Here is a 24,037-nt window from a genome sequence, read left to right on the forward strand (position 1 = left end):
AGACCGACGGTACGGCCGGCGACCCCGGAGCCCAGGGTCAGCCGGGTGCGCCGTTGACCGACACCCCCTGACCCGCACTGGCGTAAAAGTGCCCGCACGCCGTCGGCGTGCGGGCACTTTTATCGCGGCGCCCGTGCGGTGGGCGGACCAGCAGTCCTCAGGCTGCCAGCACCGCGTCCAGCGCGGAGTAGAACACCCCCAGCCCGTCGTCACTGGGACCGGTCAGGGCCTCGATGGCGTGCTCGGGGTGCGGCATCAGACCGACCACCCGGCCGTTGGCCGAGCTCACCCCGGCGATGTCGCGCATCGAGCCGTTGAGGTTGTCCAGGTAGCGGAACACCACCCGGCCCTCGCCCTCCAGCTCGTCGAGCACCTGCGGGGAAGCCACATAGCGACCCTCGCCGGACTTCAGCGGCACCAGCAGGTCGGCGTCGGCGTCGAACCGGGAGGTCCAGACCGTCTGGTTGGAGGCCACCCGCAGCCAGACGTCGCGGCAGACGAAGTGCAGCCCGGCGTTGCGGGTCAGCGCGCCGGGCAACAGCCCGGCCTCGCACAACACCTGGAAACCGTTGCAGATGCCCAGCACCGGCAGACCGCGCCCGGCCGCCGCGACGACCTCGCCCATCACCGGCGCGAACCGGGCGATGGCACCGGCGCGCAGGTAGTCGCCGTAGGAGAAGCCGCCGGGCACCACGACTGCGTCGACGCCCCTGAGGTCGGCGTCGGCGTGCCACAGGTTGACCGGTTCGGCACCGACGTAGCGGACGGCGCGCACGGCGTCGACGTCGTCGAGGGTGCCGGGGAAGGTGATGACACCGACCCTGGCGCTCACGGCGTCTCCCGGCTGACGGTCCAGTCCTCGATCACCGTGTTGGCCAGCAGCGTCTCGGCGATCTCGGCGAGTGCGGCATCATCGACCGAGTCGTCGACCTCGAGCTCGAAGCGCTTGCCCTGCCGCACGTCCGACACGCCGGTGTGGCCGAGCCGGGCAAGCGCGCCGACGATCGCCTGACCCTGCGGGTCGAGGATCTCGGCTTTGGGCATCACGTGCACTACCACCCGGGCCACACGGGCTCCTACTGTCGACGGGAATCGGTCGGCTCAACAATACCGATGCCCGTTCGCGGCGCCGGAGCGCACAATCTCTAGGTATGCGATTGACCCACTTCGGCCACTCCTGCCTGCTCGCCGATTTCGTCGACACCACGGTGCTGTTCGACCCCGGAATCTTCTCGCACGGCTTCGAGGGCATCACCGGGCTGACGGCCATCCTGATCACCCACCAGCACCCCGACCACGTCGACACCCAGCGGTTACCGGCGCTGCTCGACGCCAACCCGGAAGCCGCGCTCTACGCCGACCCGCAGACCGCCGCCCAGCTGGGGCCGCCGTGGCGGCCGGTGCAGGTCGGGGATTCCGTTGAGCTCGGCTCGGTGCGGGTGCGCGGTGTGGGCGGGCAGCACGCGGTGATCCATCCGGAGCTTCCGATGATCGACAACATCTCCTACCTCGTCGGCGACGCCGGACATCCGGCCCGGTTGATGCACCCCGGCGACGCACTGTTTGTGCCCGGCGAACCGGTGGACGTGCTGGCGGCTCCGGCAGCGGCGCCGTGGATGAAGATCGCCGAGGCGGTCGACTATCTGCGCGCGGTAGCGCCGCGCGCCGCGGTGCCGATCCATCAGGGCATCATCGCGACCGACGCCCGTGGCATCTACCACGGTCGGCTCGCCGAGATGGGGCGCACCGACTTTCAGGTGTTGCCGCCCGAGAGTGCCGTCGCCTTCTGACCCCCATTCCGCCGAGCGTGCGTGTTGGTCCGGCGACACGCCGGGTGTGGGCGTGCATCTACGCACGCTCGCGGCGGCGGCGAACCCCGATTCAGGCGATATCGCCGGCGGCTCCCCGCCCGGCGGCACGTCCGGAGAAGATGCACCCGCCCAGGAAAGTGCCCTCCAGCGCTCGGTAGCCGTGCACCCCGCCGCCCCCGAAGCCGGCCACCTCGCCGGCCGCATACAGCCCGTCGATCGGCTTACCGTCGCCGCCGAGCACCCGGGAATCCAGGTCGGTCTCCAGGCCGCCCAACGTCTTACGGGTCAGAATGTGCAGCTTGACCGCGATCAGCGGGCCGGCCGCCGGATCGGTCAACCGGTGCGGGGCCACCACCCGGCCCAGCCGGTCACCCAGGTAGGCCCGGGCCCCCCGGATCGCGGTGATCTGACCGTCCTTGGAGAACCGGTTGGCCACCTCGCGGTCGCGCGCGGTCACCTCGGCGGCCACCGTCGCGTAGTCCAGCGGCACCACGTCGGGCAGCTCGTTCATGCGCGCGACCAGATCGCGCAGCGAATCGGCGCTGACGAAGTCGATCCCCCGGTCGACGAACGCCTGCACCGGCGGGGGTGGGCCTGACCGCGCCCGCGACGCGATCAACTGCCGCAGGCTGCGCCCGGTCAAGTCCGGGTTCTGTTCCTGACCCGACAGCGCGAACTCCTTCTCGATGATCTTCGCGTTGAGCACGAACCAGGTGTAGTCCTGCCCGGAGCGGGCGATGTGCTCCAAGGTGCCCAGGGTGTCGAAGCCGGGATACAGCGGCCCGGGAAGTCGGTTGCCGGCCGCGTCCAGCCACAGCGGCGACGGGCCGGGGATGATCCGGATGCCGTGGCCCGGCCAGATCGGGTCATAGTTGGTGATGCCCTCGGTGTAGTGCCACATCCGGTCCCGGTTGATCACCCGGCCGCCGGCCGCCTCGGTGATCCCGATCATCCGGCCGTCGACGTGGGCGGGCACGCCGACCAGCAGTTGGGCGGGGACGCGGCCCATCCGCTCCGGCCAGTTCTGCCGAACCAGCTCCAGGTTGCCGCCGATACCGCCACTGGTCACCAGTACCGCGGGCGCACGGAACTCGAACTGCCCCACCGTATTCCGCGATGATGCGACACCGCGCGGCGCAGTCGACGGTTCCAGCACACTGCCCCGGACCCCGGTCACCCGGCCGCTTTCGACGATCAGCTCGTCGACCTGGTGGCGGTGCGCGAAGCGGACCCTGGAGCGGTCGCGCAACCGGCCGGCGAAGATCTCGACCAGCGCCGGCCCGGTCCCCCAGGTGATGTGGAACCGCGGCACCGAGTTGCCGTGCCCGATCGCGCCGTAACCACCTCGCTCGGCCCAGCCGACCAGCGGGAAGACCTTCAGGCCGCGGGCGGTGAGCCAGCTGCGCTTCTCGCCGGCCGCGAAGTCGACGTAGGCGTGCGCCCATTGCCGCGGCCAGTGGTCCTCGGGCCGGTCGAAGCTCGCGGTGCCCAGCCAATCCTGCAGTGCCAGTTCATGACTGTCGCGCACGCCCAGCCGCCGCTGCTCGGGGCTGTCGACGAAGAACAGGCCACCGAAGGACCAGAATGCCTGCCCGCCCAGATTCGCGCTGTTCTCCTGGTCGACGATCAACACCCGCTGACCGCGTTCCACCAGTTCACAGGCCGCCACCAGGCCGGCCAGACCCGCCCCGACGATGATCGCGTCGGCGTCCGCCCTATCGCTCATGGCGTTCCAGGGTAACGACTCAGGCGCTCAGCCCCGAGGCCACGTCGGCCACGTCGGTCATGAGCGGCCACCGGTAGCGCGCCGGTCGGCAACCGTGGTCCAGTGCCGTGTCCACCGCGTCCAGCATGGCCGCCACCACGCCCGGTCGGCTCAGCTGTCGAGCACCCACCGACAGCCGCACCACCCCGCCGCGGCGTGCGATGCGCTCACTGGTCGCCACCACCATCCGGCACCACCAGGGCGCGGTCAGGAAACCGGCCCCGATGCCGACCACCCGGGCCCGCACAGTGCGGTCGAGTACCAGGTCGGTCATGGTGTGCAGTCCGGCAAGAAGACGGAATCCGTTGCGCGGCAGGGCCAGCACCGTGCCCGGCGATACCGTCCAGCCGGGCGCTGCGAACAGCCGGGTGCGCAACCCGAGGTGCTCCAGGACGCGATCGGCGCCCAGCAGCCGCAGGTTCGCCTCGTGCGCGGGCAGGGTGGCGAACTCGCCGCGACGCTTCTTGGTGGCCGCCTCATCGAAACCGTGCAGCACGATCGCGGCGCCGGCTTCCCGCCGTCGCGTCAGCCAGTCGACGGTGCCCGGGTCACGGTCGAGCCGGTAGTCGGCGCCCAGCCGCGGGGCCACCAGCAGCGACACCGGGACGGCGCGGGTGTCCAGTTGCGCGCAGAACGCCTCGGCGTCGGCGCAGCTACGTGCACCGATGCCCGAGACGGAGACGATCAGCTGGCCGGTCACGCCATCATTGTGGCCGGTGCAGGTGACCGGCCGGTGACATCGGGGAAGACGCCAGCTGGCGCTACGGGTTCATCCGGCGGCGACGGCTGTGGTTGGCCGGGTCGGTGCTGTTGGCGGCGATCGCCCGCAAACGTGCCAGGTCGCGGGGATGCAGGTTCGGCATCTTGGCAAGCGAGTCCAGCAGCAGGTCGGCCTGCTCACGCAGCGCGGGAAGGTGCTCGGGACGGCCGGCCTCCTCGACATGACCGGCCAGCATCCGCAGCACCCGCAGGATCGCCGCCGCCACCATGGGCTGAGCCGGTGCGACCTGACGGAGCTGATCGAAGCCGTGTGCGATGTACTCCTGGGCGTTGAGGCCCCAGGGCCGCAGCAGTATCCGCCCTTCCGGGCCGGCGACCGCAACCAGCGGCAACGGCGCCACCAGCAGGCGGCGCAGCAGGCTGCCCACCCGCAGCGTCGCCTCCACCGCGGTGGTGGGGTCGTTGATCGCGGAGCTCAGCGCGCGTAGACCGATGTCGACGAGTTGGCGGAACGCGAAGTCGATGTCTTCCTGCATGGTGCGGCTGTCGCTGACGGCGATCGCCCTGGTCAGCTTCTGGCGCACCCGGTCCGGGTTGTCCGGCGCCGGCCAGATCGTGACCAGCGGCTGGCCCAGGTGGATGTAGGCGCCCACGCGGGTGTCCAACCGGATCTTGGTGTCCGGCGGGATGGCGGCCAACAGCCGCCGGGTGTCGACCCGGCTGATCCAGCCGTTGCCCGGCGAGGTCAGTCGCAGCGCGTCGCGCGGAGCGTCCATGTCCGTTTCCGGGGCGGGTAGCTCGTCGGCTGCGGCGGCCACGACGGTGTCGATCACCATCGAGCCCTCCGCTGCGATCTCCCGCACCACCTGACCGACCTCGAGCCGATGGGCCAGGTGGTCGATGTGGGCGATGATCGTGATCACCGTGACGATCGTCAGCACGACCGCGACCGTCACGGTCACCGGCGGCGCGCGGTGCGGCGAGGACCCGTCCAGATCCGGCAGGCTCAGCACGCAGTACACGAACGTCGCGACCAGCAGGCCGATCACGACCTGGCTGAGCCGATCCCGGATGAACCAGCGCATCACCCGCGGCGACAGCTGCGAACTGGCCAGCTGCAGGCTCACGATGGTCAGCGAGAAGATGACCCCCGCAGTGGTGATCGTGGCACCGGCGATGGTGGACAGCAGCCAGGTCGCCACACCGCTGTCCATCTTCAGCAGGAAGCGGGGCGACGGGCCGACGTGCCGATCGAGCACTCGGCTGCCGACGGCCAACAGCATGCCGCCGAACACGATCAGCAGCGGCAGCAGAAACAGGCTCTCGCGAAACCGGTAAGCCAGCGCCAACGCCCGCACACTCGGGAAGCGCTCCGAGCTGGGACGCATCAGCTTGGCAGGACCGCCTCGATGGCGGCGATCACCTCGGGCGCGTCGGGCACCGTGGTGGGCCGGAAGCGATTTGCCACCACCGTTCCCGGGGCGAGCAGAAACTTCTCGAAGTTCCATTGCACGTCGCCGGCGGTGCCATCGGCGTCGGCGGTCTTGGCCAGCTCGGCATACAGCGGGTGACGGTCATCGCCGTTGACGTCGGTCTTGGCCAGCAGCGGAAACGTCACCCCGTAGGTGCTCGAGCAGAAGTTCTGGATCTCCTCGGCGGTCCCGGGCTCCTGACCCATGAACTGGTTGCAGGGCACCCCCAGCACCGTCAGACCGCGGTCGGCGTAGTCGCGGGCGAGCTTCTCCAGGGCGCTGTACTGGGGTGTGAGCCCGCATTTGGACGCGACGTTGACGACCAGGACCGCTCGATCGGCGTAGTCGGCTAGCGACGTGGACTGGCCGTCGAGGGTGGTCAGCGGGATATCAGCGAGGCTCATGGCCGCGAGGTTACCCGTTGCCGGTGGCGACTGCGATCAGCTCAGCCCGATCGGCGTTCGGCGGGAACGTCGCAGCCGGCCATGGCCAACAGCCAGGCATAGCAGAACGCGGTTTCCTTCCAGCGTTCGTAGCGCCCGGAGATGCCGCCGTGGCCGGCGCTCATCTGGGTTTTCAGCAGCACCTGGCCGGCGTCCGTCTTGTTGTGGCGCAGCGCCGCAACCCACTTGGCCGGCTCGACGTAGAACACCCTGGTGTCGTGCAGTGACGTCATCGCCAGGATGGGCGGGTAGTCCCGGGCCGTGACGTTCTCATACGGCGAATACGACTTCATGTAGAAGTAGACGTCCTTGTCGTCCAGCGGGTTTCCCCACTCATCCCACTCGGTGACCGTCAGCGGCAGCGAGGGGTCCAGGATCGTGGTCAGCGGGTCGACGAACGGAACCTGGGCCACCACACCGGCGAACAGCTCCGGCGCCAGGTTGGTGACCGCGCCCATCAACAGTCCGCCCGCACTGCCACCCATTGCCACCAGGTGCCCCGGCTCGCAGACCCCGGCCCCGAGCAGGTGGCGAGCCACGGCGACGAAGTCGGTGAAGCTGTTCTTCTTCTCCAGCAACTTGCCGTGCTCGTACCAGAGCCGGCCCAGCTCACCGCCGCCGCGGACGTGCGCGACGGCGAAGACCATGCCCCGGTCCAACAGCGACAGTCGGGCGATCGAGAACTGCGGGTCCTCACACATCTCGTAGGCGCCGTAGCCGTAGAGCAGCGTCGGTGCCGGTAGCTCGACGCCCGCCCGGTGCACGACCGAGACCGGGATGCGGGTGCCGTCCTCGCCGTAGGCCCAGTCGCGGTACTCCACGTAGTCTTCGCGGCGGTAGTCCCCGAGCACCGGCTGTTCGCGTAGCAGCGTGCGTTCGCCGGTTGCGAGGTCGATGTCGTAGATGCGAACCGGCGTGATGAACGACGTCGCCCCCACCCGGAGTTTGGGGCAGTCCCAGTTCGGGTTGGCCGCCAGGCCCGCGGAGGTCAACTCGGTGTCGAACGTGATCTCCTGCGGCGGTGCATAATCGCCGTTGCTGCTGATCGGCCACAGCTGCAGGCGCGGCAGCCCCTCGGCGCGGTAGCCGACAACGAGGTGGCGCGCGAAGGCATCCACCCCGTCGAGCCGGACGTCATCGGCTCCGGCGATCAGGATCTGCTGCGCGGCCGGATCCCCCGCGTCCGCCACCGGCACCTGCACCAGGGTGAAGTTGACCGCGCCGTCGTTGTGCAGGATGAGAAACCGGTCGCGGCCGTCGAGGATCGCGTGCTCCACCGAGTACTCGACGCCCTCGCGGCGGGGCAGCACCACCGTGAACTCCGCGTGCGGGTCGGCCGCGTCGGCGTAGCGCACCTCGGAGGTGATCGCCGAGCCGGCGGCGATCAGCACGTAGGCGTCGCTGCGGGTGCGTCCGACCGATAGCCAGAACCGCTCGTCGTCCTCGTGATAGACCTGCTCGGCGGGTTGACCGGTTCCGATACCGTAGCGCCACACCGTATCCGGGCGCCAAGCCGCGTCGACGGTGATGTAGTAGACGGTGCGGCTGTCGGTCGCCCAGGTCACCCCCGCGCCGATTCCGGTGATCTCGTCGGGTAACAGTTCGCCGGTGGACAAGTCCTTGAATCGCAGCGTGTATCGCTCGTCGCCGACGACGTCGACGGAGTAAGCCAAGACGTTGCCGTCCGGACTGACACCGGCGGCGCCCAGTGCGAAGAAATCGTGGCCCTCGGCTTCGGCGTTCTGGTCCAGCATCACCTGCTCGCCGGGGATCTCGGTGGCCTCGTCGAGCCGAGGCGGTTCCCAATCGTCGGGCGAGCTGACGGGACAGCGGCATTGGACGCCGTATTGCTTGCCTTCGAAGGTGCGGGCGTAGTACCACCAGTCGCCGCGCCGGGTCGGCACCGACAGGTCGGTCTCCTTGGTGCGGGCCTTGATCTCATCGAAGATGCGCTGCCGCAACGGTTCCAGGTGCTCGGTGGCAGCGTCGGTGTAGGCGTTCTCGGCTTCCAGATGCGCGATCACCGAAGGATCGGATTTGTCGCGCAGCCATTCATAGGGGTCGATGAAGACGTCCCCATGGTGGGTGCGGGTGCTGTCCACCCGCTTGGCCGACGGGGGATCCGGCAGCGTTCGTGAAACGTCGGTCATGCCGCGGGGCCGACCCAGTCATCGAAGGACAGGCCCGAGATCCGTTCATAGGCCTCGATGTAGCGGGCGCGGGTGGCGGCGATGATGTCGTCCGGCAACGGCGGAGGCGGCTCGGCGCCGGCCCTGTCCCACCCGGAGTCCGGGCCGCTGAGCCAGTTGCGGACGAACTGCTTGTCGAAGCTTTCCTGGACGACCCCGGCCTGATAGTGATCGGCCGGCCAGTACCGCGACGAGTCGGGGGTGAACACCTCGTCGGCCAGCAGCAGGTTGCCGTGTTCGTCGACGCCGAACTCGAACTTGGTGTCGGCGATGATGATTCCCTTCGTCAGCGCATGGTCGGCCGCCTGCACATAGACCTGCAGGGTGCGGTCGCGCAGCTGGCCGGCCCGCACCGGGCCCACCAGGTCGATCACCTGCGCGAACGAGATGTTCTCGTCGTGTTCGCCGATCTCGGCCTTGGTGGCGGGGGTGAACAGCGGGTTGGCGAACTTGCTGGCCTCCACCAGCCCCGGCGGCAGCGGGATACCGCAGACCGATCCACTGGCCTGGTAGTCCAGCAGGCCCGAGCCGGTCAGGTAGCCGCGCGCCACACACTCGATCGGCATCATCTGCAATTCGCGCACCACCAGCGCCCGGCCCAGCACCTCGTCGGGGACACGCGGGTCGTCGGGCGGGCCCGCCAGGTGGTTGGGCGCGTCGACGAGGTCGAAGAAGAAGACGCTCATCGCGGTGAGGATGCGCCCCTTGTCGGGAATCTGGCTGCCGAGGATGTAGTCGAACGCCGAGATCCGGTCGGTGGCGACGAACAACAGGTGGTGATCGTCGATTCGGTACAGTTCGCGGACTTTGCCGCTGGCCAGGTGCTGGTAGTCGGAGAGCGCGGGACGCGACATCAGGCCAGCCTAACGGCTGGTCATGTGCTGGGATCATCGACATGACGTCACGGTTGCTGCCCTACGCCACCTCTCCCGGCCGCCTGCTGGCCCAGCTGTTCAGCGACGCCGTCGTCGCGGTCTGGACCTTCCTGTGGGTGCTGGTCGCGCTGGCCGTCCATGGGGCCGTCGCCACCATCGCCGGGGTCGGACGGCAGTTCGAGCAAGGCGCCAACGGGGTGGCCGAGAGCCTGACCTCGGCGGGGCACAGCGCAGATCGCATTCCGCTGGTGGGCGATGCGGTGAGCAAGCCACTGACCGCGGCCGGCGAGGCGGCAGTCGACATCGCCGGCGCCGGCCATAACCTCAACACCACCGCCGGCTGGCTGGCCTACCTGCTGGCGATCGCGGTGGCGGCGCCACCGATCCTGGCGGTCGCGATGCCGTGGCTGGCGTTGCGGCTGCGATTCTTTCTGCGCAAACGGGCGGTGCTGGCGCTGGCCGCGGCCCCGGCCGGTCAGCAGCTGATGGCGCTGCGGGCGCTGACCAACCAACCGCTGCGCAGGCTGACCATCGCCGGCAGCGATCCGGTCGGCGCCTGGCGGAACAATGATCCCCTCGTCATCAGCCGGCTGGCCGGTCTCGAACTCCGGTCTGCCGGACTGGCGCGACGCCACCAACCAGCCGCCACCGGCGGTTAGGCTGCCGGTGTGAACCTCGAGAAGGTGGTTTTCGGTTTCTTTGTACTGCTGGCCGCGACATTGAACTTCGGGTTCTTCGTCGGTGACGTCGGCGATCCGGTGATTCACAATCCGTGGGAGCTGTTCCTGGCGCTCATCGTGGCGCTCATCACCACCGTCCTGAAGTTCGGCGACCGCACCCAATTGGGTGCGGTCCACCTGTCCACCAGCCTCGTCGCGCTGCTCCAACTCGCCGCCGCGGCAGCAATGTGGGTCTACTACACCCACGTCTCGACCTTCGGACTCGACCGGCACGCGACCGCGAGCGTGGTATCCCTGTCGGGCGGAGCGCTGCTGGCCAACATCGTCTCGGTGACCCTGCTCGTGGTCGAAACCGCGTCGTTCCGGCGCCGATAGCCCAGCACCCGACAGCCGATGCCGAATTCGCCGCACCTGTTCTCGTTCTGGAACCGCCGGCGGGCGCGGCCGCCACGCAAGCCGGTCCGGGTACCGACGACGGTGCCCACCAACGACGCCATCTTCTTGTTCATGCGGCGAATGCGCGCGCCGTTCATCGTCGTGATCACCACATTCAGCATCTGCAGCACCGGGCTAATGCTGATGCCTGGTGTCGATGCGCAGGGAAACCCCTACCGGCTCACCGTGTTCGACGCCTTCTACCAGATGACGATCACCTTGACCACGGTCGGTTACAGCGAAGTGCCACACGCCTTCAGCTACCCGCAGCGCATGTGGCTGTCCATGTCGATCTACCTGGTCGTGATCAGCTGGGCCTATGCCATCGGTGTCTTCTTCGCCCTGGTCAACGACTCCGCCTTCCAGGACGCACTGGCCGCCCAGCGTTTCCGCCGGCAAGTCCGCCGGCTGGTCGAGCCGTTCGTCATCGTGGCCGGCTACGGTCACGCCGGCCGGGCGGTCGGCGCGGAACTCGACAAGCACGGGCACCGGTTCGTCGTCATCGACAAGCAGGAGTCCCGAGTCCAGTCGGTGGTCGCCGAGCAACTCAGTTTCGACGTCCCCGCCGTCGAAGGCGACTGCGCCATTCCGGCAATGCTCGGCATGGCCGGCCTCGCGCATCGCGACTGCGAAGGCGTGCTCGCCCTGACCGATGACGATGCCACCAATCTGGCGGTGGTCATGACCGTTGCGCTACTGCGGCCCGAGGTGCCGGTGTTCGCCCGCTGCACCGACGGCCACGTCCAGGCTCAGATCGAGCACTTCTCACCGGCGGCGGTCATCAACGCCGACGACAGATTCGGCGAATACCTCGCGCTGTCGATCCACCGCCCGATCAATCATCAGTTGTTGCGCTGGCTGATGGACAACGACGAGGACGAGATGCCGACGCTGCGCCGGGGCCTGGCCGACGGCAGATGGGTGGTGTCCGCGGGCACCGGATTCGGCCGCGACGTGGCCGCCGACCTCATTGCGAGCGGACTCAGTGTCGAGCTCGTCAATCCGGCCGACGGTGCACCCGACATCTCCGGCGCGGTCGGGTTCATCGCCGGGACCCGCAACGACACCACCAACATCGCCCTGGCCGAGCAGGCCCGGTTGGCCAACCCTGATGTCTACCTGGTGGTCCGACAGCAGCGAAACACCAAAAAGGCGCTGCTCGAGGCGTTACAGATCGACGAGGTGTACATCGCCACCGAGCTCATCGCCCGCGAGACGCTCGCCCGGATTCTCACACCGGTGTTCTGGAGCTTCGTGGAGCACGCGTTCGGCCGTGATGAGCAGTGGGCCGGCGCGGTGCGCGACCGCCTGAAGGAGCGCTGCGGCCGGCACACTCCCAGCCGCGATGTCATCACGTTGACCGACGAGCACGCTCCTGCCATCACCGACTGGTTGCGACGCGGAATGACCTTGACCCTGGCGGATCTCCTGCGTCGGCCCGACGATCGCGAGGCCAGCTTGCCGCTGGCGGCCCTGGTGCTGGTCCATGGCGGTGAGCACACTTTCATGCCGCCCGAGCAGACCGCCCTGGCCGTCGGCGATCAGGTGCTGCTGGTCGGAAAGCGAGACGGTCTGTCGGAAGTACGGGCGATCTGCCACGATCCGACGACGGTGGAGTACCTCTGCACCGGCCGCGACGTTCCGCTGACCTGGTTGTGGGCCTGGCTCACCGCTCGGCGGCGCGGCGCCGGCGTGCCTCGGGCGTAACCACCCGCAATCGCAGTAACCCAGCGACCGCCACAATCAGCCACGCCGTCAACGCATTCCAGAAGAACACCAGCGACACCGTCTGCAAGGCCGGTGCCCGAAGTTCTGCGGCCATAGCCGCGGTGGCCACCGAGTACATCCCCAGCGGGAAAACCAGCGCCCACCATGCGCCGGTGAGTTGCAGCACCGCCGGGCGGCGGTTGATCCGGTGCAACACGAAGTAGACCAGCAGAGGGATCCAGAGGCTGGCCGCCCCCCAGGTCACGACGGTGACGGCACGTACGGCTCCGGCCGGCCATCCCACCGCCACGCCGTAAATGGTGTGACCAGCCAAGGTGGCGATGGCCAACGCCCCCATCAGAATCCAGTCGTCCGGTTCGAAGCCGTCCCGGTCCTTACGCTCATGGACGGCGCGCCGCAGGATCAGCCAGGCCATCGCGACGTAGATCGCGATCGCCAGCAACCAGACCGCCATGGCCACCGCCGTCCAGCCGCGATCACCGGTGTGCCGGGCGACCTGAGCGGCGAGGATCGCCAGCCCCGATGTCCCGACGCTGGCCAGTTCCCAAGCGCCGTGGGCACTGCCGCGCAGCGCGACCCGACCACTGGCAGCCAGGTTGCGGCACGTCAAGGTAAGCAATATCAGCCACGCCGTCAGCGCAATCGCGCCCAGCATCCGCACCATCACCGGGTGGGCGACCAGCCGCGAGTCCAGCACCGCGCACGCGGCGACGAACGTGAACAACCGCAGTGTCACGTCGGCATCGCGAAAGTCCCAGCGGGTGACGGCGCGCGCTGCGGCTGTCACCAACACCACCAGCAGGCCGGTTGCCAGTACCCCCAAAGTGTCTGAAAGCCACCAATATTGATGATTGCGGGCGCCGATCGACAAGATACCGGTGGCCATCACCACCGCGAAGACATCCGGCGCCAGGATCACCGCCGCAGTCTTTCCGGGCTCATGCGGGTCAGAGGATCGCGCCCGGGGTGTAGGCGGTGGCCTGTGGGTACCGATCGGCCAGTTCGGCGACTGCAGCCGCCACCTGGTCGACCTGGTCGGCGGCCGCCCCGGTGAACGCCTGCCGGTCGGCGACGGCGGCCTGAAGTGCGGCACGGTCCAGCGGCAGTCGTTCGTCGGCGGCCAGCCGGTCCAGCAGGTCCGGCTCGGCGCCGCGTTCCCGCATGGCCAACGCGACGGCCACCGCGTGTTCCTTGATCACCTCGTGGGCGGCCTCCCGGCCCATCCCGGCACGCACCGCGGCGATCAGCACCTTGGTGGTGGCCAGGAACGGTAGGTAGCGGTCCAGTTCCCGGGTGATCACCGCCGGGTAGGCGCCGAATTCGTCGAGGACGGTCAGGAATGTCTCGATCTGTCCGTCGATGGCGAAGAACGCATCCGGCAGCGCGACCCGGCGCACCACCGAACAGAAGACGTCGCCCTCATTCCATTGCGCGCCCGCCAGTTCGGCGGCCATCGACGCGTAGCCACGCAGCACCACCTGCAGTCCGTTGACCCGCTCGCAGCTTCGGGTGTTCATCTTGTGCGGCATCGCCGACGAGCCCACCTGGCCGGGCGCGAAGCCCTCGGTGACAAGTTCGTGGCCGGCCATCAACCGAATGGTGTGGGCCAGCGACGACGGGCCGGCGCCCAGCTGCACCAGCGCGGACACCACATCGTGGTCCAGCGATCGCGGATAGACCTGGCCGACGCTGGTCAACACGGCGGAGAACCCCAGAAAATCTGCGATGAGGCGCTCCAAATGGGCGAGCTTGGCGGTGTCGCCGTCGAACAGGTCGAGCATGTCCTGGGCGGTGCCCATCGGACCTTTGATACCGCGCAGCGGATAGCGGTCGATGAGCTCCCGCACCCGGGTCAGCGCCATCAGCGTTTCCTCGGCGGCCGAGGCGAACCGCTTGCCCAGCGTGGTGGCCTGCGCGGCGACGTTGTGACTGCGGCCGGCCATCACCAGCTCGCGGTAGGCCACCGCGTGACTGACCAGCCGAGCGACCACCGCCAAGCCGTGGCTGAACACCAGCTCAAGCGATTGGCGGATCTGCAGCTGTTCGACGTTCTCGGTCAGGTCGCGACTGGTCATGCCCTTGTGGACGTGCTCATGGCCGGCCAGCGCGTTGAACTCCTCGATGCGCGCCTTGACGTCGTGGCGGGTGATTCGCTCGCGGGCGGCGATCGAGTCGAGGTCGACATTGTCGAGCACGGCCTCGTAGTCGGCGATCGCCTGTTCGGGCACCGCCACGCCGAGTTCAGCCTGAGCGCGCAGCACCGCCAGCCACAGTCGGCGTTCGGCGACGATCTTGGCCCGCGGCGACCAGATGTCGGTCATCGCGGCGCTGGCGTAGCGGGCGGCCAGCACGTTGGGGATGCTCACGAGCAGCTAGCTTACGGGGCTTTCAGCGGCTGGCGGTGGAGCGTCACAGCGCGTGCAGGATGTCCTCGACCCGGTCCTTGGCGTCGCCGAACAGCATCGCGGAGTTCTGCCGGAAGAACAGCGGGTTCTGCACGCCGGCATAGCCCGATGCCATGGAGCGCTTGAAGACGATCACGTTGTCGGCCTCCCACACCGTCAGCACCGGCATGCCGGCGATCGGGCTGCCCGGGTCCTCGGCGGCGGCTGGGTTGACGGTGTCGTTGGCGCCGATGACCAGGACCACCGAGGTGTCGTCGAAGTCATCGTTGATCTCGTCCATCTCCAGGACGATGTCGTAGGGCACCTTGGCCTCGGCAAGCAGCACGTTCATGTGGCCGGGCAGCCGGCCGGCGACAGGGTGGATGCCGAAGCGCACGTTGACGCCGCGCTCGCGCAGTTTGCGGGTCAGTTCGGCGACGCCGTACTGGGCCTGCGCGACGGCCATGCCGTAGCCCGGGGTGATTACCACCGAGTCGGCGCCGGCCAGCAGTTCGGCCACCCCTTCGGCGGTGATCTCACGGTGCTCGCCGTAATCGGTGTCGTCGGACGGACCGGCCTCGATGCCGAAGCCACCGGCGATGACCGAGATGAACGACCGGTTCATCGCCTTGCACATGATGTAGGACAAGTAGGCACCCGAGGAGCCGACCAGTGCACCGGTGATGATCAGCAAGTCGTTGGAGAGCAGGAAGCCCGATGCCGCGGCCGCCCAGCCGGAGTAACTGTTGAGCATCGAGACCACCACCGGCATGTCGCCACCGCCGATGGAGGCCACCAGGTGCCAGCCCAGCGCCAGCGCCAGCACGGTGACCGCGATCAGCAGCCACAGCTGCGGCTCGTTGACGAACCACACCGTCAGCGCGAAAAAGGCCACCAGAGCGCCGACGTTGAGGAAGTTCTTGCCGGGCAGCATCAACGGGTTGGACTTCATCCGCCCCGACAGCTTGAGGTTGGCCACGATGGAGCCGGTGAAGGTGACCGCACCGATGAACACGCCGATGAACACCTCGGCGGAGTGGATGCCCAGCAACCCCGAGGCCGCCAACTCCTGGGCGTCGGCCCCCTGCATGTCGGCTTCGATGTGCAGGTACCCGTTCCAGCCGACCAGCACGGCGGCCAGACCGACGAACGAGTGCAGCAGCGCGATCAGCTCGGGCATGCCGGTCATCTCGACGACCTTGGCACGCCACAGCCCGATCGCCGCGCCCACCACGGTCGCCCCGATCAGCAGCGCCAGCCCGACCGGCTGGATGCCGCGGTTGACCGCCAAGGCGATCGTCGCGGCCAGCGCCACCGTCATGCCGAGGATGCCGAAGCTGTTGCCGACCTTGGACGTTTCGTGCTTACTCAGCCCGGCCAGCGCCAGGATGAACAACAGCGCCGCGACGATGTATGCCGCCGAGGCGGCGGTGTCGATCGAGAACATAGGGGTCTACTCCAAATCGGGGTGCGCAGCGCCTAGCTGCGGGAGAACATGGCCAGCATCCGGCGGGTCACCGCGAAACCGCCGAAGACGTTGATGCTGGCCAGCAGGATCGCCGCGGTCGCCAGTGCTGTGATGACCGGATCGCCGTGCCCGATCTGCAGCAGCGCACCGACCACGATGATGCCCGATATCGCGTTGGTCACCGACATCAGCGGCGTGTGCAGCGCGTGGTGCACATGCCCGATCACGTAATAACCGATCACGATCGCCAGCGCGAAGACCGTCAGGTGCACCTGCAGCGCCGCCGGCGCCAGCGCCACCAACGCGAACAACACCGCCGCCGCGGCTACAACCAGACCCAGCCGCCGACCGGCCGCCATCGGCGCCTTCGACTCCTGTTTGACCACCGGGGCTTCGGCGGCCTTGGCGGGGGCGGCCGAGACCTGTACCGGCGGTGGCGGCCAGGTCGACTCGCCGTCGCGCACCACGGTCATCGACCGCTGCACCACGTCGTCGAAGTCCAGCACCAGCTGGCCGTCCTTGCCCGGCGTCAGCAACTTCATCAGGTTGACCAGGTTGGTGCCGTAGAGCTGCGAGGCCTGCGCGGGCAGCCGGCCGGCGAGATCGGTGTAGCCGATGATCGTCACCCCGTTGTCGGTGACGACGGCCTGATCCTTCACCGTGCCCTCGACGTTGCCGCCGTTGGCTGCGGCCATATCCACGATCACGCTGCCCGGGCTCATCGAGGCGACCATGTCGGCGGTGATGATCCGCGGTGCCGGCTTACCGGGGATGAGCGCGGTGGTGATGATGATGTCGACGTCTTTGCACTGCTCGGCGTAGAGCTCGGCCTCGCGGGCCTTGTAGGAGTCGCCCATCTCCTTGGCATAGCCAGTTGCCGAGACCTCAGCCTCGGGGTCTTCGATCGACAGGTACTCGCCGCCCAGGGATTTCACCTGATCGGCGACCTCCGGCCGCGGATCGGTGGCCCGCACTATCGCCCCGAGACTGCCGGCTGCGCCGATCGCGGCCAGGCCGGCGACGCCGGCGCCCACCACCAGCACCTTGGCCGGTGGCACCTTTCCGGCGGCGGTCACCTGGCCGGTGAAGAAGCGACCGAACACATGGGCGGCCTCCACCACGGCGCGGTAGCCGGCGATGTTGGCCATCGAGCTCAGCACATCCAGCGACTGCGCGCGCGAGATCCGGGGTACCGCGTCCATCGACAATGCCGTGATCGGCCGGCGGGCCAGATCCTCCACCCGATCCGGGTTCAGTGCCGGTGCCAACAGGCTGATCAGCGTCGCGCCCGGTTTCATGGCATCGAGCTGCTCGGTCGCGGGGGCGTTGACGCCGAAGACGATGTCAGCGGCACGGGCGTCGCCGATCGTGGCGCCGGCTTCGACGTAGGCGGCGTCGGTGAACGACGACGCCTCTCCCGCACCGGCGTCCACCACCACCTCGTAGCCGAGCTTGATCAGCTGCGCCACCGTGGTTGGCGTCGCCGACACGCGCGTCTCACCGGGCTGCGCCTCGGATAGGACACCGATATTCATGACGTAGCTCTCCACATTCGCTTCTCGTAGGCGTTTCTGGGCGTCTTGGCACCCCCCGGTTACCCGCCAGTAGCAAAGTGGCGACAAAGGGGTCGAGGCAGCATACCGTGTGAGCTTCTCAGGCTGACACCGCGCGCTGGTCCAGCGGCGCGAGCAGGTCGATGACGTCGATCACCGCCGCCCGGGCGACGGCCCGCGGTCCCTGGCGATCGTCGACCAAGGCTGCCATCACCGCCCCATCGACCATGCAGACCAGCGCATGCGCCATCTCGACCCGGACGATCCGCCCGGAACGCTCGACGGCTTCGGCGACGGCATCGGACCGTTGGTGCAGGATGCGGCGCTGGATTTCGCGCAGGGCGGGCTGTCGGGCGCAGACGATGGACCGCTCATACCGCGAGATGAGCTGTTCGGTGATCTGCGAGCCGTTCTCCGGGTCCTCGTGCGACCCCAACAGCAGCTCCACCAGCATGTCGGCCGTCGTTTCGGCGCTGCGCCGGCGCCGAGACAGGCCGGCGATGCGGGCGCGGAGCTGAGCAACCTCCAACATTCCGATGTGATCCACGGCGCTGGCGATCAGGTCCTCCAGCGACGAGAAGTAGTAGGTGGTCGACGCCAGCGGCAGGCCGGCCCGCTGCGCCACCGCGCGGTGTCGCACCGCTTCGAACCCACCCTCACGCAGTAGCTCGGCGGCAGCGTTGATCAGCGCATACCGACGGCGTTCGCCCTTGGGCGTGACCGCTGTCATCACGCCTAGAGATGCTGCCAGCAGAGCTATCGCCGCATCATGGGTTTGCGTCTTTTCGGACAAACCGCGCTCCGCTGGCATGATGGCCGCCATGCCCGGGTTGAGCCGACGAGCGGCGTTGCGACTCGGGGCCATCGTGGGCGCGGCGGGCGCGTTGGGCGTGAGTTCAGTGTTCGGCGTCCGGCCCACGCGGGCCACCCCGACGCTGCCCACCATGATGACCGGCTCGTTCACCTCGGCCGCGCGCGGCGGGATCTCGACCAATTGGGCGATCGCCCGCCCGCCGGGACAGACCGAGTCACTGCGCCCGCTGATCGCGTTGCACGGCAAAGGCAGCGACGCGGCGACGGTGATGGCCGGCGGAGTGGAACAGGGCCTCGCCGAGGCGGTCGCTGCCGGCCTGCCCCCGTTCGCGGTGGTGGCCGTCGACGGCGGCGGCAGTTACTGGCACCGGCGCACCTCCGGGGAGGACTCCGGCGCAATGGTGACCGACGAGTTGCTGCCGCTGCTGGCCGACCAGGGGCTGGACACTTCCCGGGTGGCGTTCATCGGCTGGTCGATGGGAGGCTACGGCGCGCTGCTGCTCGGGGGCCGCCTCGGTCCGCGCCGAACCGCGGCGATCTGCGCGGTGAGCCCTGCGCTGTGGCTGTCGCCCGGTGCGACGGCACCGGGCGCGTTCGACGGCGCGGCGGACTTCGCGGCGAACTCCGTCTTCGGGATGCCGGCCCTGGGATCGATCCCGATCCGGGTGGATTGCGGCGACTCCGACCCCTTTTATTCGGCGACCCAGGCTTTCATCGACCAGCTGCCCGACGCCCCCGCTGGCGGCTTCTCCCCCGGCGGGCATGACGGGTCCTACTGGAGTTCCCAGCTCCCGGCCGAGTTGACGTGGGTCGCCCCGCTTTTGACTGTTTAGCCACTTCCTCAGCCCGAACTCGGGTTAGCGAATCGACGCGTGCCGCGGGCCCCGCCGCACTTGTTGCCGCAAATCGGTGGCTTTCGTCCGGAATGCACCCGTTTTGTCCGCTAAATCGGTCGATTTTTCCCGCATGACGGCCCGGAAAACCCTTGTGTGACGAAGAACACCCCGAGTAATTTTTTTAACCGTACTCATGGGTAACCCAACGGTTCCTGAGCCCGACAGATTGGAACTCCCGATGACGAATCGAATCCGGATGGCCGCTGCTGTCGCCACAGCCGGCGGCGGAATTCTGACCGCGGCCTTTCTGCAAGCGGCCACGGCTGTCGCAGACAGCGGATCCGAGACCGGCTTCACGATCGGAGGCTTGACCTTCGACGACCCGGTGGCGATCGACAACCTGACCGGAATACAGACGCCGGGATATGAACCACTAATCCCGATGTTCGCCAACGTCCCGCTACTGTCGCTGGGCAGCGACAGCCTGCTGGGTCTGGCCAGTCTGGGATCGCAACAGTTCACCCTCGAGGACAGCAGCGGCGAGACCCTCGGCACCGTCCTGACTTCCACCAACGTCCAGAACCTGTTGGGCATCGTGACCGCGCAGTTCACCGTCAGCAGCACCGATGCCGCCGACGGCCTGACCGATGCGCAAGCCGCTGAGCTACCCGCCGATGGCACGGTGTACAGCATCACCAACCTCGGCGGCGGCTTCGCCAACGTCTACGTCGCTGTGCCCAACGCCGAGGGAACGGCCGCGTCCAGCATCACCAACACCTTCGTCACGCCGTTCGGCAACTTCGACATACCGCTGTCCTATGACGCCATCGCCCCGCTGGATCCGGGTAAGCCCTTGGAGGCCTTGGGGGATGCATCCGGCGCCACCGGGCTCAGCGACAACGCGTTCACCATCGGCTCCACCACCTTCGACCCCGGCGCCGACGGAGTCGACATCGCCTCACCGCTGTCATTGCCCAGCTTCGCTCCGCTGCTGAGGTTGGAAGCCAGTGCCATCAACCTGTCCGGCACCGGCCCCGACGGAACGCAGGCCGACCAGAATTTCGAGGTGTACACCGACGGCACCGACGCCGGCAGCATTCAAAGCTACGTCTGGTATTCGGACGTGTTGGGCATCGACAGCACACAGTTCACCGTCGGGGCCATCGCCCCGGCCAGCGCCGCGCTGCAAAGCGCCCTGGCCGCCAACCTTGACTTCAGCAATGCAGATTTCACCGCGCAAGACTTGGCGAATGCACTGGCCGCCAACAGCGGAGTCCTCCAGTACGGCGCCGGCGACATCACCGGCGATGACGTGTTGATCTCTCTTCTTCCCAGCGACGTCAGCCTGGCCGGCAGCGGCATCACCAACGACGAGATCGCAAGTGTGCTCAACAACATCAGCCTCGCCGACCTACCGGCGCTGGGCACGGTCTACAGCGTCACCGACCTCGGCGGCGGTTTTGCCAACGTCTATCAAGCCGTCCCGGGAACCGACGGGGACGCGGCCACCATCACCAACACCCTGGTGACGCCGTTCGGCAACTTCGAGGTGCCGACCTCGTTTGACGCCACGGCCCCGATGGACCCGGCCGCACCGCTGGGGGCGCTCGCCGCCACGTCGGACAGCGCCGCTCTCAGTGACAATGCGTTCACGATCGGTGACACCACCTTCGACCCCGGCAGCGCCGGGTTCAGCACCGACAACAGCTACCCGTTGTTCGGTATCGCGCCGCTGCTGCAGATCTCCGGTGTCAATGCCTTGGGAACCTTCCTGCCCACCCAGGAGGGCGTCGAGGTCTACGACAGCAGCGGTGACGCGCTGGGCACGGTCAACCTCGGTGAGAACATGTCGAACATTCTCGGGATCGAGACCACCCAGTTCACCGTTACCTCGGTCGATGCCGCATCGGGTCTCACCGATGCGCAACTCGCGGACCTGCCGACGCTGGGCACGGTCTACAGCGTGACCGACCTCGGATGGTTCACGAACGTCTACGAGGCAATCCCGAACGCCGACGGGACGGCGGCCGCCAACATCACCGACACCTTGATCACCCCGTTCGGCAACATCGACCTGTCGGGCATGTTCAGCATGTTCGACGCCATCGCACCGCTTGACGCCGGCGATGCCGTGTCGGGCATCGACGACGCGGCGTCAGCGGTCGCATCGGCTTGGGATCCGCTGGCGTTCTTGGGTTTCTGAGCTAAAGCCGGCTGATCGGACCCGGCAGAATCCGGTCAGCCGGCTGCGGTTACTGGCAGAGCTTGCCCAACGCCGCGATGCGCGCGTCAAGATCGCGCCCCAGCTGCTCCCGTTCTGAATTCGGTTGCCCGACAAGGTAGCTGAGGTTCAGATGCTCAAGCTCGCCGGCCATCGCGCGGGCCGCTTCCGCGATATCCTGGGAAACGGCGGCCTTCTCTTCCACGCGCCCCCGCAGGTATGCGGCGCCCGCTGTCAGGGACAGCCTCGCGTTGGCGGCCACCGCAAGCTGGGCAACCGGGTTCTCGGGATCCGGGTTCTTCAGGTGCATGTTGTTGGCCACCGCCTGACGCGCGAGCACTGCCGCAGCACACACATCTTTCTTCGCGTCGGCAACCTGCTGATCCGAGAACTTTGCCGACGACGCGGAGCCCGGGAGCCACCAGGCGACCGCCCCGCCGGCCAAGGCTCCGACGACGAGCGCAATCGCCGCCGCGAGGAGCAGCGGCCCCTGAGCTGATTTCACCGGCGCTTGGGCCGCCGATCGTTTCGCAGCCGCAGGCTGCTCCGATGGGTGATCCTCCTCGGCCGACTCAGCAGCGTCCAGCTCAGTTTCGTCAGACATACTGGGTAACTGTACCGGCGCCCTCGCCGAGCCGACCGCGGCCGCTGGGCTCGGCTAGATCCGAATCTTGTCCTCGGCGGCCGCCAAGCCGATATCGGTGCGGAAGTGGCTACCGGGCAAGCGGATCGAACCGAGGGTCCGGTAGGCGGCCGCGCGGGCCGCGGCCAAGTCGTCGCCGACACCCACCACTGACAGCACCCGGCCACCGCAGGACACCACCGCCCCGTCCTCGCGAAGCACGGTGCCGGCGTGCAGCACGGCGTCACCCTCGGCGCCCACGATCACGTCCCCGAGGCGGGGCCGGCCGGGATAGTTCTCCGCGGCCAGCACCACCGTCACCGCCGAGCTGTCCCGCCAGCGCAGCGCGCCGAACTCGCTGAGCCCACCGGTGGCCGCGGCGTGCAGTAGCTGCCCGAGCGGCGACTCCAAGAGCGCCAGTACCGCTTGGGTCTCCGGATCCCCAAAGCGGCAGTTGAATTCGACAACAGCCGGCCCGGTCGAAGTCATCGCCACTCCGGCGTAGAGCAGCCCGGCGAACCGGCTGCCGCGGCGCACCAGCTCGGCCGCGACCGGCTTGACGATGTCGGCGACGATCCCCGCCGCGGCCTCTCGGGACAGCCAGGGCAGCGGGGCATAGGCACCCATGCCGCCGGTGTTGGGGCCGGCATCACCGTCACCGACCCGTTTGAAATCCTGCGCCGGCAACAACGGCACCACCGTGTCGCCGTCGACGACACAGAACAAGGACAGCTCGGGGCCATCTAAAAACGATTCCAACAGCACCGGATGTCCGGCGTCGAGCAGCCCGGCGGCATGCGCCCGGGCCACTGCGCGGTCCGGCGTCACCACCACGCCCTTGCCGGCGGCCAGCCCGTCGTCCTTGACCACCCAGGCCGCCTCGCCGGCATCCGGGCCGAACCGGCTCAGCGCAGCGTCGAGGTCGGCCGGGCTGTCGACGATCTCCGAGCGGGCGGTGCGCACCCCGGCCGCGGCCATCACGTCCTTGGCGAACGCCTTGGAGCCTTCGATGCGCGCGGCGTCCCGGGAGGGCCCGAAGCAGGCGATGCCCGCCGCCCGCACCGCGTCGGCAACGCCCAACACCAAGGGCACCTCAGGCCCGATCACCACCAGATCAGCAGCGACGTCACGGGCCAGGGCGACGACCGCCGGACCGGAGATGATGTCGACGTCGCGTTGTTCGGCGACCGCTGCGGTGCCGGCGTTGCCCGGTGCGATCACCAGGTGATCGACTTTCGGGTCGTTTCGAAGGGCCAGGAGGAGCGCATGTTCCCGGGCGCCGGAACCGATCACCAGGACGCGCATCGGCGCCACTCCTCTCTCATTTCCCCTCGCATCGTCGTCGGCGGGGCGCGAGACAAAGGATATATAGCAAGACCGCCCGGTACGCGGCGACGGGCCTACGTCACCGCCGACGTACCCGCTTCGACCGCGGTCGCCGACCGCTGGGCGCGCGCCGGAATACCCGGGACACCGGTTACGCCGGAATCCCCGGTGTGCCGGGCTCGCCGCTCGCACCGGGCCGGCCACCGGTGCCGCCGTCCCCGGCAGGACCGAACGACCCGCCGGCGCCGCCTTGCCCGGGATTGCCGTTATTGACCCCTGGGACACCGTCTGCGCCATCGCCACCGTCGCCGCCGTTACCGCCGTCACCGCCGTTGCCACCGTTGCCTCCGGTGGCTCCGGCACCGCCCTGGCCGCCGTGATGACCCGCACCGGAGCCGGTACCGCCGGCGCCGCCGGTGCCACCCGACTGGCCGGCGACGCCGTCGGCACCGGCCTCGCCCGGCTGGGTACCCGAGCCGCCGTTGGCGCCGCTGGCCCCTGCGGTGCCGTCGCCGCCATCGCCGCCGTTGCCGCTGCCATTGGCGTCGCCGCCATCGCCGCCGCTGCCACCGTTGGCGCCGCCGTCGCCGCCGTCGGCGCCGTCGCCCGGCCCGGCGCCGCCATCCCCGCCGTCACCGCCGTTCCCGCCGGTGCCGGTGCCCTGCCCGGCGCCGCCGTTTCCGCCGGCCCCTTCAA

The 24,037-nt window shown here is 68.6% G+C and carries 21 protein-coding genes and 1 pseudogene; 6 read left to right on the forward strand and 16 right to left on the reverse strand.

Annotated features, from left to right (window positions below; translation table 11 throughout):
* Window positions 1–157: 157 nt before the first annotated feature.
* Both purQ and purS read right to left on the reverse strand, forming a co-directional pair.
* Window positions 158–832, reverse strand: a complete 675-nt coding sequence (purQ, locus tag DQP56_RS14110; RefSeq protein WP_112686405.1) for a phosphoribosylformylglycinamidine synthase subunit PurQ — start codon at window positions 830–832, stop codon at window positions 158–160.
* Window positions 829–1,068: a phosphoribosylformylglycinamidine synthase subunit PurS gene (purS, locus tag DQP56_RS14115; protein ID WP_112686407.1), complete on the reverse strand. Its 240-nt coding sequence runs from the start codon at window positions 1,066–1,068 to the stop codon at window positions 829–831. Before purS ends, purQ begins: the two co-directional genes overlap by 4 nt.
* A gap of 83 nt (window positions 1,069–1,151) precedes the next feature.
* On the opposite strand from purS, the gene DQP56_RS14120 reads away from it, so the two are divergent.
* Window positions 1,152–1,790, forward strand: coding sequence for an MBL fold metallo-hydrolase (locus DQP56_RS14120; RefSeq protein WP_112686409.1), 639 nt, complete (start codon window positions 1,152–1,154; stop codon window positions 1,788–1,790).
* A 91-nt stretch (window positions 1,791–1,881) separates the two neighbouring features.
* Here the strand turns inward: DQP56_RS14120 and DQP56_RS14125 are convergent, their stop codons facing one another.
* From DQP56_RS14125 to DQP56_RS14150, 6 genes are all read right to left on the reverse strand, one after another.
* Window positions 1,882–3,537 carry an FAD-binding dehydrogenase gene (locus DQP56_RS14125; protein ID WP_112686411.1) on the reverse strand — a complete coding sequence of 552 codons (1,656 nt, stop codon included), beginning with the start codon at window positions 3,535–3,537 and terminating at the stop codon, window positions 1,882–1,884.
* Window positions 3,538–3,556: 19 nt separating this feature from the next.
* Window positions 3,557–4,276: a DUF2334 domain-containing protein gene (locus DQP56_RS14130; protein ID WP_112686413.1), complete on the reverse strand. Its 720-nt coding sequence runs from the start codon at window positions 4,274–4,276 to the stop codon at window positions 3,557–3,559.
* Window positions 4,277–4,337: 61 nt separating this feature from the next.
* Window positions 4,338–5,684 carry a DUF2254 domain-containing protein gene (locus DQP56_RS14135; protein WP_112686415.1) on the reverse strand — a complete coding sequence of 449 codons (1,347 nt, stop codon included), beginning with the start codon at window positions 5,682–5,684 and terminating at the stop codon, window positions 4,338–4,340.
* Entirely contained in the window at window positions 5,684–6,172 is a 489-nt protein-coding gene (locus DQP56_RS14140) for a glutathione peroxidase (RefSeq protein WP_013830504.1), read from the reverse strand. Before DQP56_RS14140 ends, DQP56_RS14135 begins: the two co-directional genes overlap by 1 nt.
* A 41-nt stretch (window positions 6,173–6,213) precedes the next feature.
* The gene (locus DQP56_RS14145; RefSeq protein WP_112686417.1) at window positions 6,214–8,361 is read right to left on the reverse strand and encodes a S9 family peptidase; all 2,148 of its coding nucleotides are present in this window, start codon (window positions 8,359–8,361) and stop codon (window positions 6,214–6,216) included.
* The gene (locus DQP56_RS14150) at window positions 8,358–9,254 is read right to left on the reverse strand and encodes a phosphoribosylaminoimidazolesuccinocarboxamide synthase (RefSeq protein WP_112686419.1); all 897 of its coding nucleotides are present in this window, start codon (window positions 9,252–9,254) and stop codon (window positions 8,358–8,360) included. The genes DQP56_RS14145 and DQP56_RS14150 overlap by 4 nt, the downstream gene beginning before the upstream one ends.
* A 41-nt stretch (window positions 9,255–9,295) precedes the next feature.
* Between DQP56_RS14150 and DQP56_RS14155 the strand changes: the two genes are divergently transcribed.
* Genes DQP56_RS14155 through DQP56_RS14165 form a run of 3 tightly spaced genes read left to right on the forward strand, consistent with a single transcriptional unit; the run spans window position 9,296 to window position 12,097 of the window.
* Window positions 9,296–9,934: a hypothetical protein gene (locus tag DQP56_RS14155; protein WP_112686421.1), complete on the forward strand. Its 639-nt coding sequence runs from the start codon at window positions 9,296–9,298 to the stop codon at window positions 9,932–9,934.
* A 9-nt stretch (window positions 9,935–9,943) separates the two neighbouring features.
* The gene (locus tag DQP56_RS14160) at window positions 9,944–10,330 is read left to right on the forward strand and encodes a DUF6394 family protein (RefSeq protein ID WP_112686423.1); all 387 of its coding nucleotides are present in this window, start codon (window positions 9,944–9,946) and stop codon (window positions 10,328–10,330) included.
* Between the two features lie 18 nt (window positions 10,331–10,348).
* Window positions 10,349–12,097, forward strand: a complete 1,749-nt coding sequence (locus DQP56_RS14165; protein WP_112686425.1) for a potassium channel protein — start codon at window positions 10,349–10,351, stop codon at window positions 12,095–12,097.
* Here DQP56_RS14165 and DQP56_RS14170 read toward each other — a convergent pair.
* The 5 genes from DQP56_RS14170 to DQP56_RS14190 all read right to left on the reverse strand — a co-directional run bounded on the left by DQP56_RS14170 (window position 12,057) and on the right by DQP56_RS14190 (window position 18,253).
* Window positions 12,057–13,037, reverse strand: coding sequence for a tellurite resistance/C4-dicarboxylate transporter family protein (locus DQP56_RS14170; RefSeq protein ID WP_112686427.1), 981 nt, complete (start codon window positions 13,035–13,037; stop codon window positions 12,057–12,059). The genes DQP56_RS14165 and DQP56_RS14170 overlap by 41 nt on opposite strands.
* Window positions 13,038–13,065: 28 nt before the next feature.
* Window positions 13,066–14,484, reverse strand: coding sequence for an adenylosuccinate lyase (purB, locus tag DQP56_RS14175; RefSeq protein ID WP_112686429.1), 1,419 nt, complete (start codon window positions 14,482–14,484; stop codon window positions 13,066–13,068).
* A 43-nt stretch (window positions 14,485–14,527) separates the two neighbouring features.
* The gene (pntB, locus tag DQP56_RS14180) at window positions 14,528–15,949 is read right to left on the reverse strand and encodes a Re/Si-specific NAD(P)(+) transhydrogenase subunit beta (RefSeq protein ID WP_112686431.1); all 1,422 of its coding nucleotides are present in this window, start codon (window positions 15,947–15,949) and stop codon (window positions 14,528–14,530) included.
* Between the two features lie 32 nt (window positions 15,950–15,981).
* Complete coding sequence (locus DQP56_RS14185) at window positions 15,982–17,505, reverse strand: Re/Si-specific NAD(P)(+) transhydrogenase subunit alpha (RefSeq protein ID WP_112686439.1); 1,524 nt, start codon at window positions 17,503–17,505, stop codon at window positions 15,982–15,984.
* Between the two features lie 118 nt (window positions 17,506–17,623).
* Window positions 17,624–18,253, reverse strand: coding sequence for a TetR/AcrR family transcriptional regulator (locus DQP56_RS14190; protein WP_112686441.1), 630 nt, complete (start codon window positions 18,251–18,253; stop codon window positions 17,624–17,626).
* A gap of 79 nt (window positions 18,254–18,332) precedes the next feature.
* Between DQP56_RS14190 and DQP56_RS14195 the strand changes: the two genes are divergently transcribed.
* Window positions 18,333–19,169: an alpha/beta hydrolase gene (locus DQP56_RS14195; RefSeq protein WP_112686433.1), complete on the forward strand. Its 837-nt coding sequence runs from the start codon at window positions 18,333–18,335 to the stop codon at window positions 19,167–19,169.
* 241 nt (window positions 19,170–19,410) lie between these two features.
* Window positions 19,411–21,375, forward strand: coding sequence for a hypothetical protein (locus DQP56_RS14200; RefSeq protein WP_133258933.1), 1,965 nt, complete (start codon window positions 19,411–19,413; stop codon window positions 21,373–21,375).
* A 49-nt stretch (window positions 21,376–21,424) separates the two neighbouring features.
* Here DQP56_RS14200 and DQP56_RS14205 read toward each other — a convergent pair whose 3' ends face one another.
* The 3 genes and pseudogenes from DQP56_RS14205 to DQP56_RS24745 all read right to left on the reverse strand — a co-directional run.
* Window positions 21,425–21,997, reverse strand: a complete 573-nt coding sequence (locus DQP56_RS14205) for a hypothetical protein (RefSeq protein ID WP_112686437.1) — start codon at window positions 21,995–21,997, stop codon at window positions 21,425–21,427.
* A gap of 54 nt (window positions 21,998–22,051) precedes the next feature.
* Window positions 22,052–23,320, reverse strand: a complete 1,269-nt coding sequence (gene purD, locus DQP56_RS14210; RefSeq protein ID WP_112686443.1) for a phosphoribosylamine--glycine ligase — start codon at window positions 23,318–23,320, stop codon at window positions 22,052–22,054.
* A gap of 172 nt (window positions 23,321–23,492) precedes the next feature.
* Window positions 23,493–24,037, reverse strand: a pseudogene (locus DQP56_RS24745) (hypothetical protein); the annotation flags it as partial.

This window comes from Mycolicibacter senuensis (genome assembly GCF_003284925.1).
Classification (GTDB): Bacteria; Actinomycetota; Actinomycetes; order Mycobacteriales; family Mycobacteriaceae; genus Mycobacterium; species Mycobacterium algericum_A.

What these genes read in the sequence shown, in the direction of transcription:
- DQP56_RS14120 (WP_112686409.1), top strand. Translation starts at nt 1,152, where the DNA reads ATGCGATTGACCCACTTCGGCCACTCCTGCCTGCTCGCCGATTTCGTC.
- DQP56_RS14125 (WP_112686411.1), bottom strand. Translation starts at nt 3,537, where the DNA reads ATGAGCGATAGGGCGGACGCCGACGCGATCATCGTCGGGGCGGGTCTG.
- DQP56_RS14135 (WP_112686415.1), bottom strand. Translation starts at nt 5,684, where the DNA reads ATGCGTCCCAGCTCGGAGCGCTTCCCGAGTGTGCGGGCGTTGGCGCTG.
- DQP56_RS14140 (WP_013830504.1), bottom strand. Translation starts at nt 6,172, where the DNA reads ATGAGCCTCGCTGATATCCCGCTGACCACCCTCGACGGCCAGTCCACG.
- DQP56_RS14145 (WP_112686417.1), bottom strand. Translation starts at nt 8,361, where the DNA reads ATGACCGACGTTTCACGAACGCTGCCGGATCCCCCGTCGGCCAAGCGG.
- DQP56_RS14150 (WP_112686419.1), bottom strand. Translation starts at nt 9,254, where the DNA reads ATGTCGCGTCCCGCGCTCTCCGACTACCAGCACCTGGCCAGCGGCAAA.
- DQP56_RS14155 (WP_112686421.1), top strand. Translation starts at nt 9,296, where the DNA reads ATGACGTCACGGTTGCTGCCCTACGCCACCTCTCCCGGCCGCCTGCTG.
- DQP56_RS14165 (WP_112686425.1), top strand. Translation starts at nt 10,349, where the DNA reads ATGCCGAATTCGCCGCACCTGTTCTCGTTCTGGAACCGCCGGCGGGCG.
- pntB (WP_112686431.1), bottom strand. Translation starts at nt 15,949, where the DNA reads ATGTTCTCGATCGACACCGCCGCCTCGGCGGCATACATCGTCGCGGCG.
- DQP56_RS14185 (WP_112686439.1), bottom strand. Translation starts at nt 17,505, where the DNA reads ATGAATATCGGTGTCCTATCCGAGGCGCAGCCCGGTGAGACGCGCGTG.
- DQP56_RS14190 (WP_112686441.1), bottom strand. Translation starts at nt 18,253, where the DNA reads ATGACAGCGGTCACGCCCAAGGGCGAACGCCGTCGGTATGCGCTGATC.
- DQP56_RS14195 (WP_112686433.1), top strand. Translation starts at nt 18,333, where the DNA reads ATGATGGCCGCCATGCCCGGGTTGAGCCGACGAGCGGCGTTGCGACTC.
- DQP56_RS14200 (WP_133258933.1), top strand. Translation starts at nt 19,411, where the DNA reads ATGACGAATCGAATCCGGATGGCCGCTGCTGTCGCCACAGCCGGCGGC.
- DQP56_RS14205 (WP_112686437.1), bottom strand. Translation starts at nt 21,997, where the DNA reads ATGTCTGACGAAACTGAGCTGGACGCTGCTGAGTCGGCCGAGGAGGAT.
- purD (WP_112686443.1), bottom strand. Translation starts at nt 23,320, where the DNA reads ATGCGCGTCCTGGTGATCGGTTCCGGCGCCCGGGAACATGCGCTCCTC.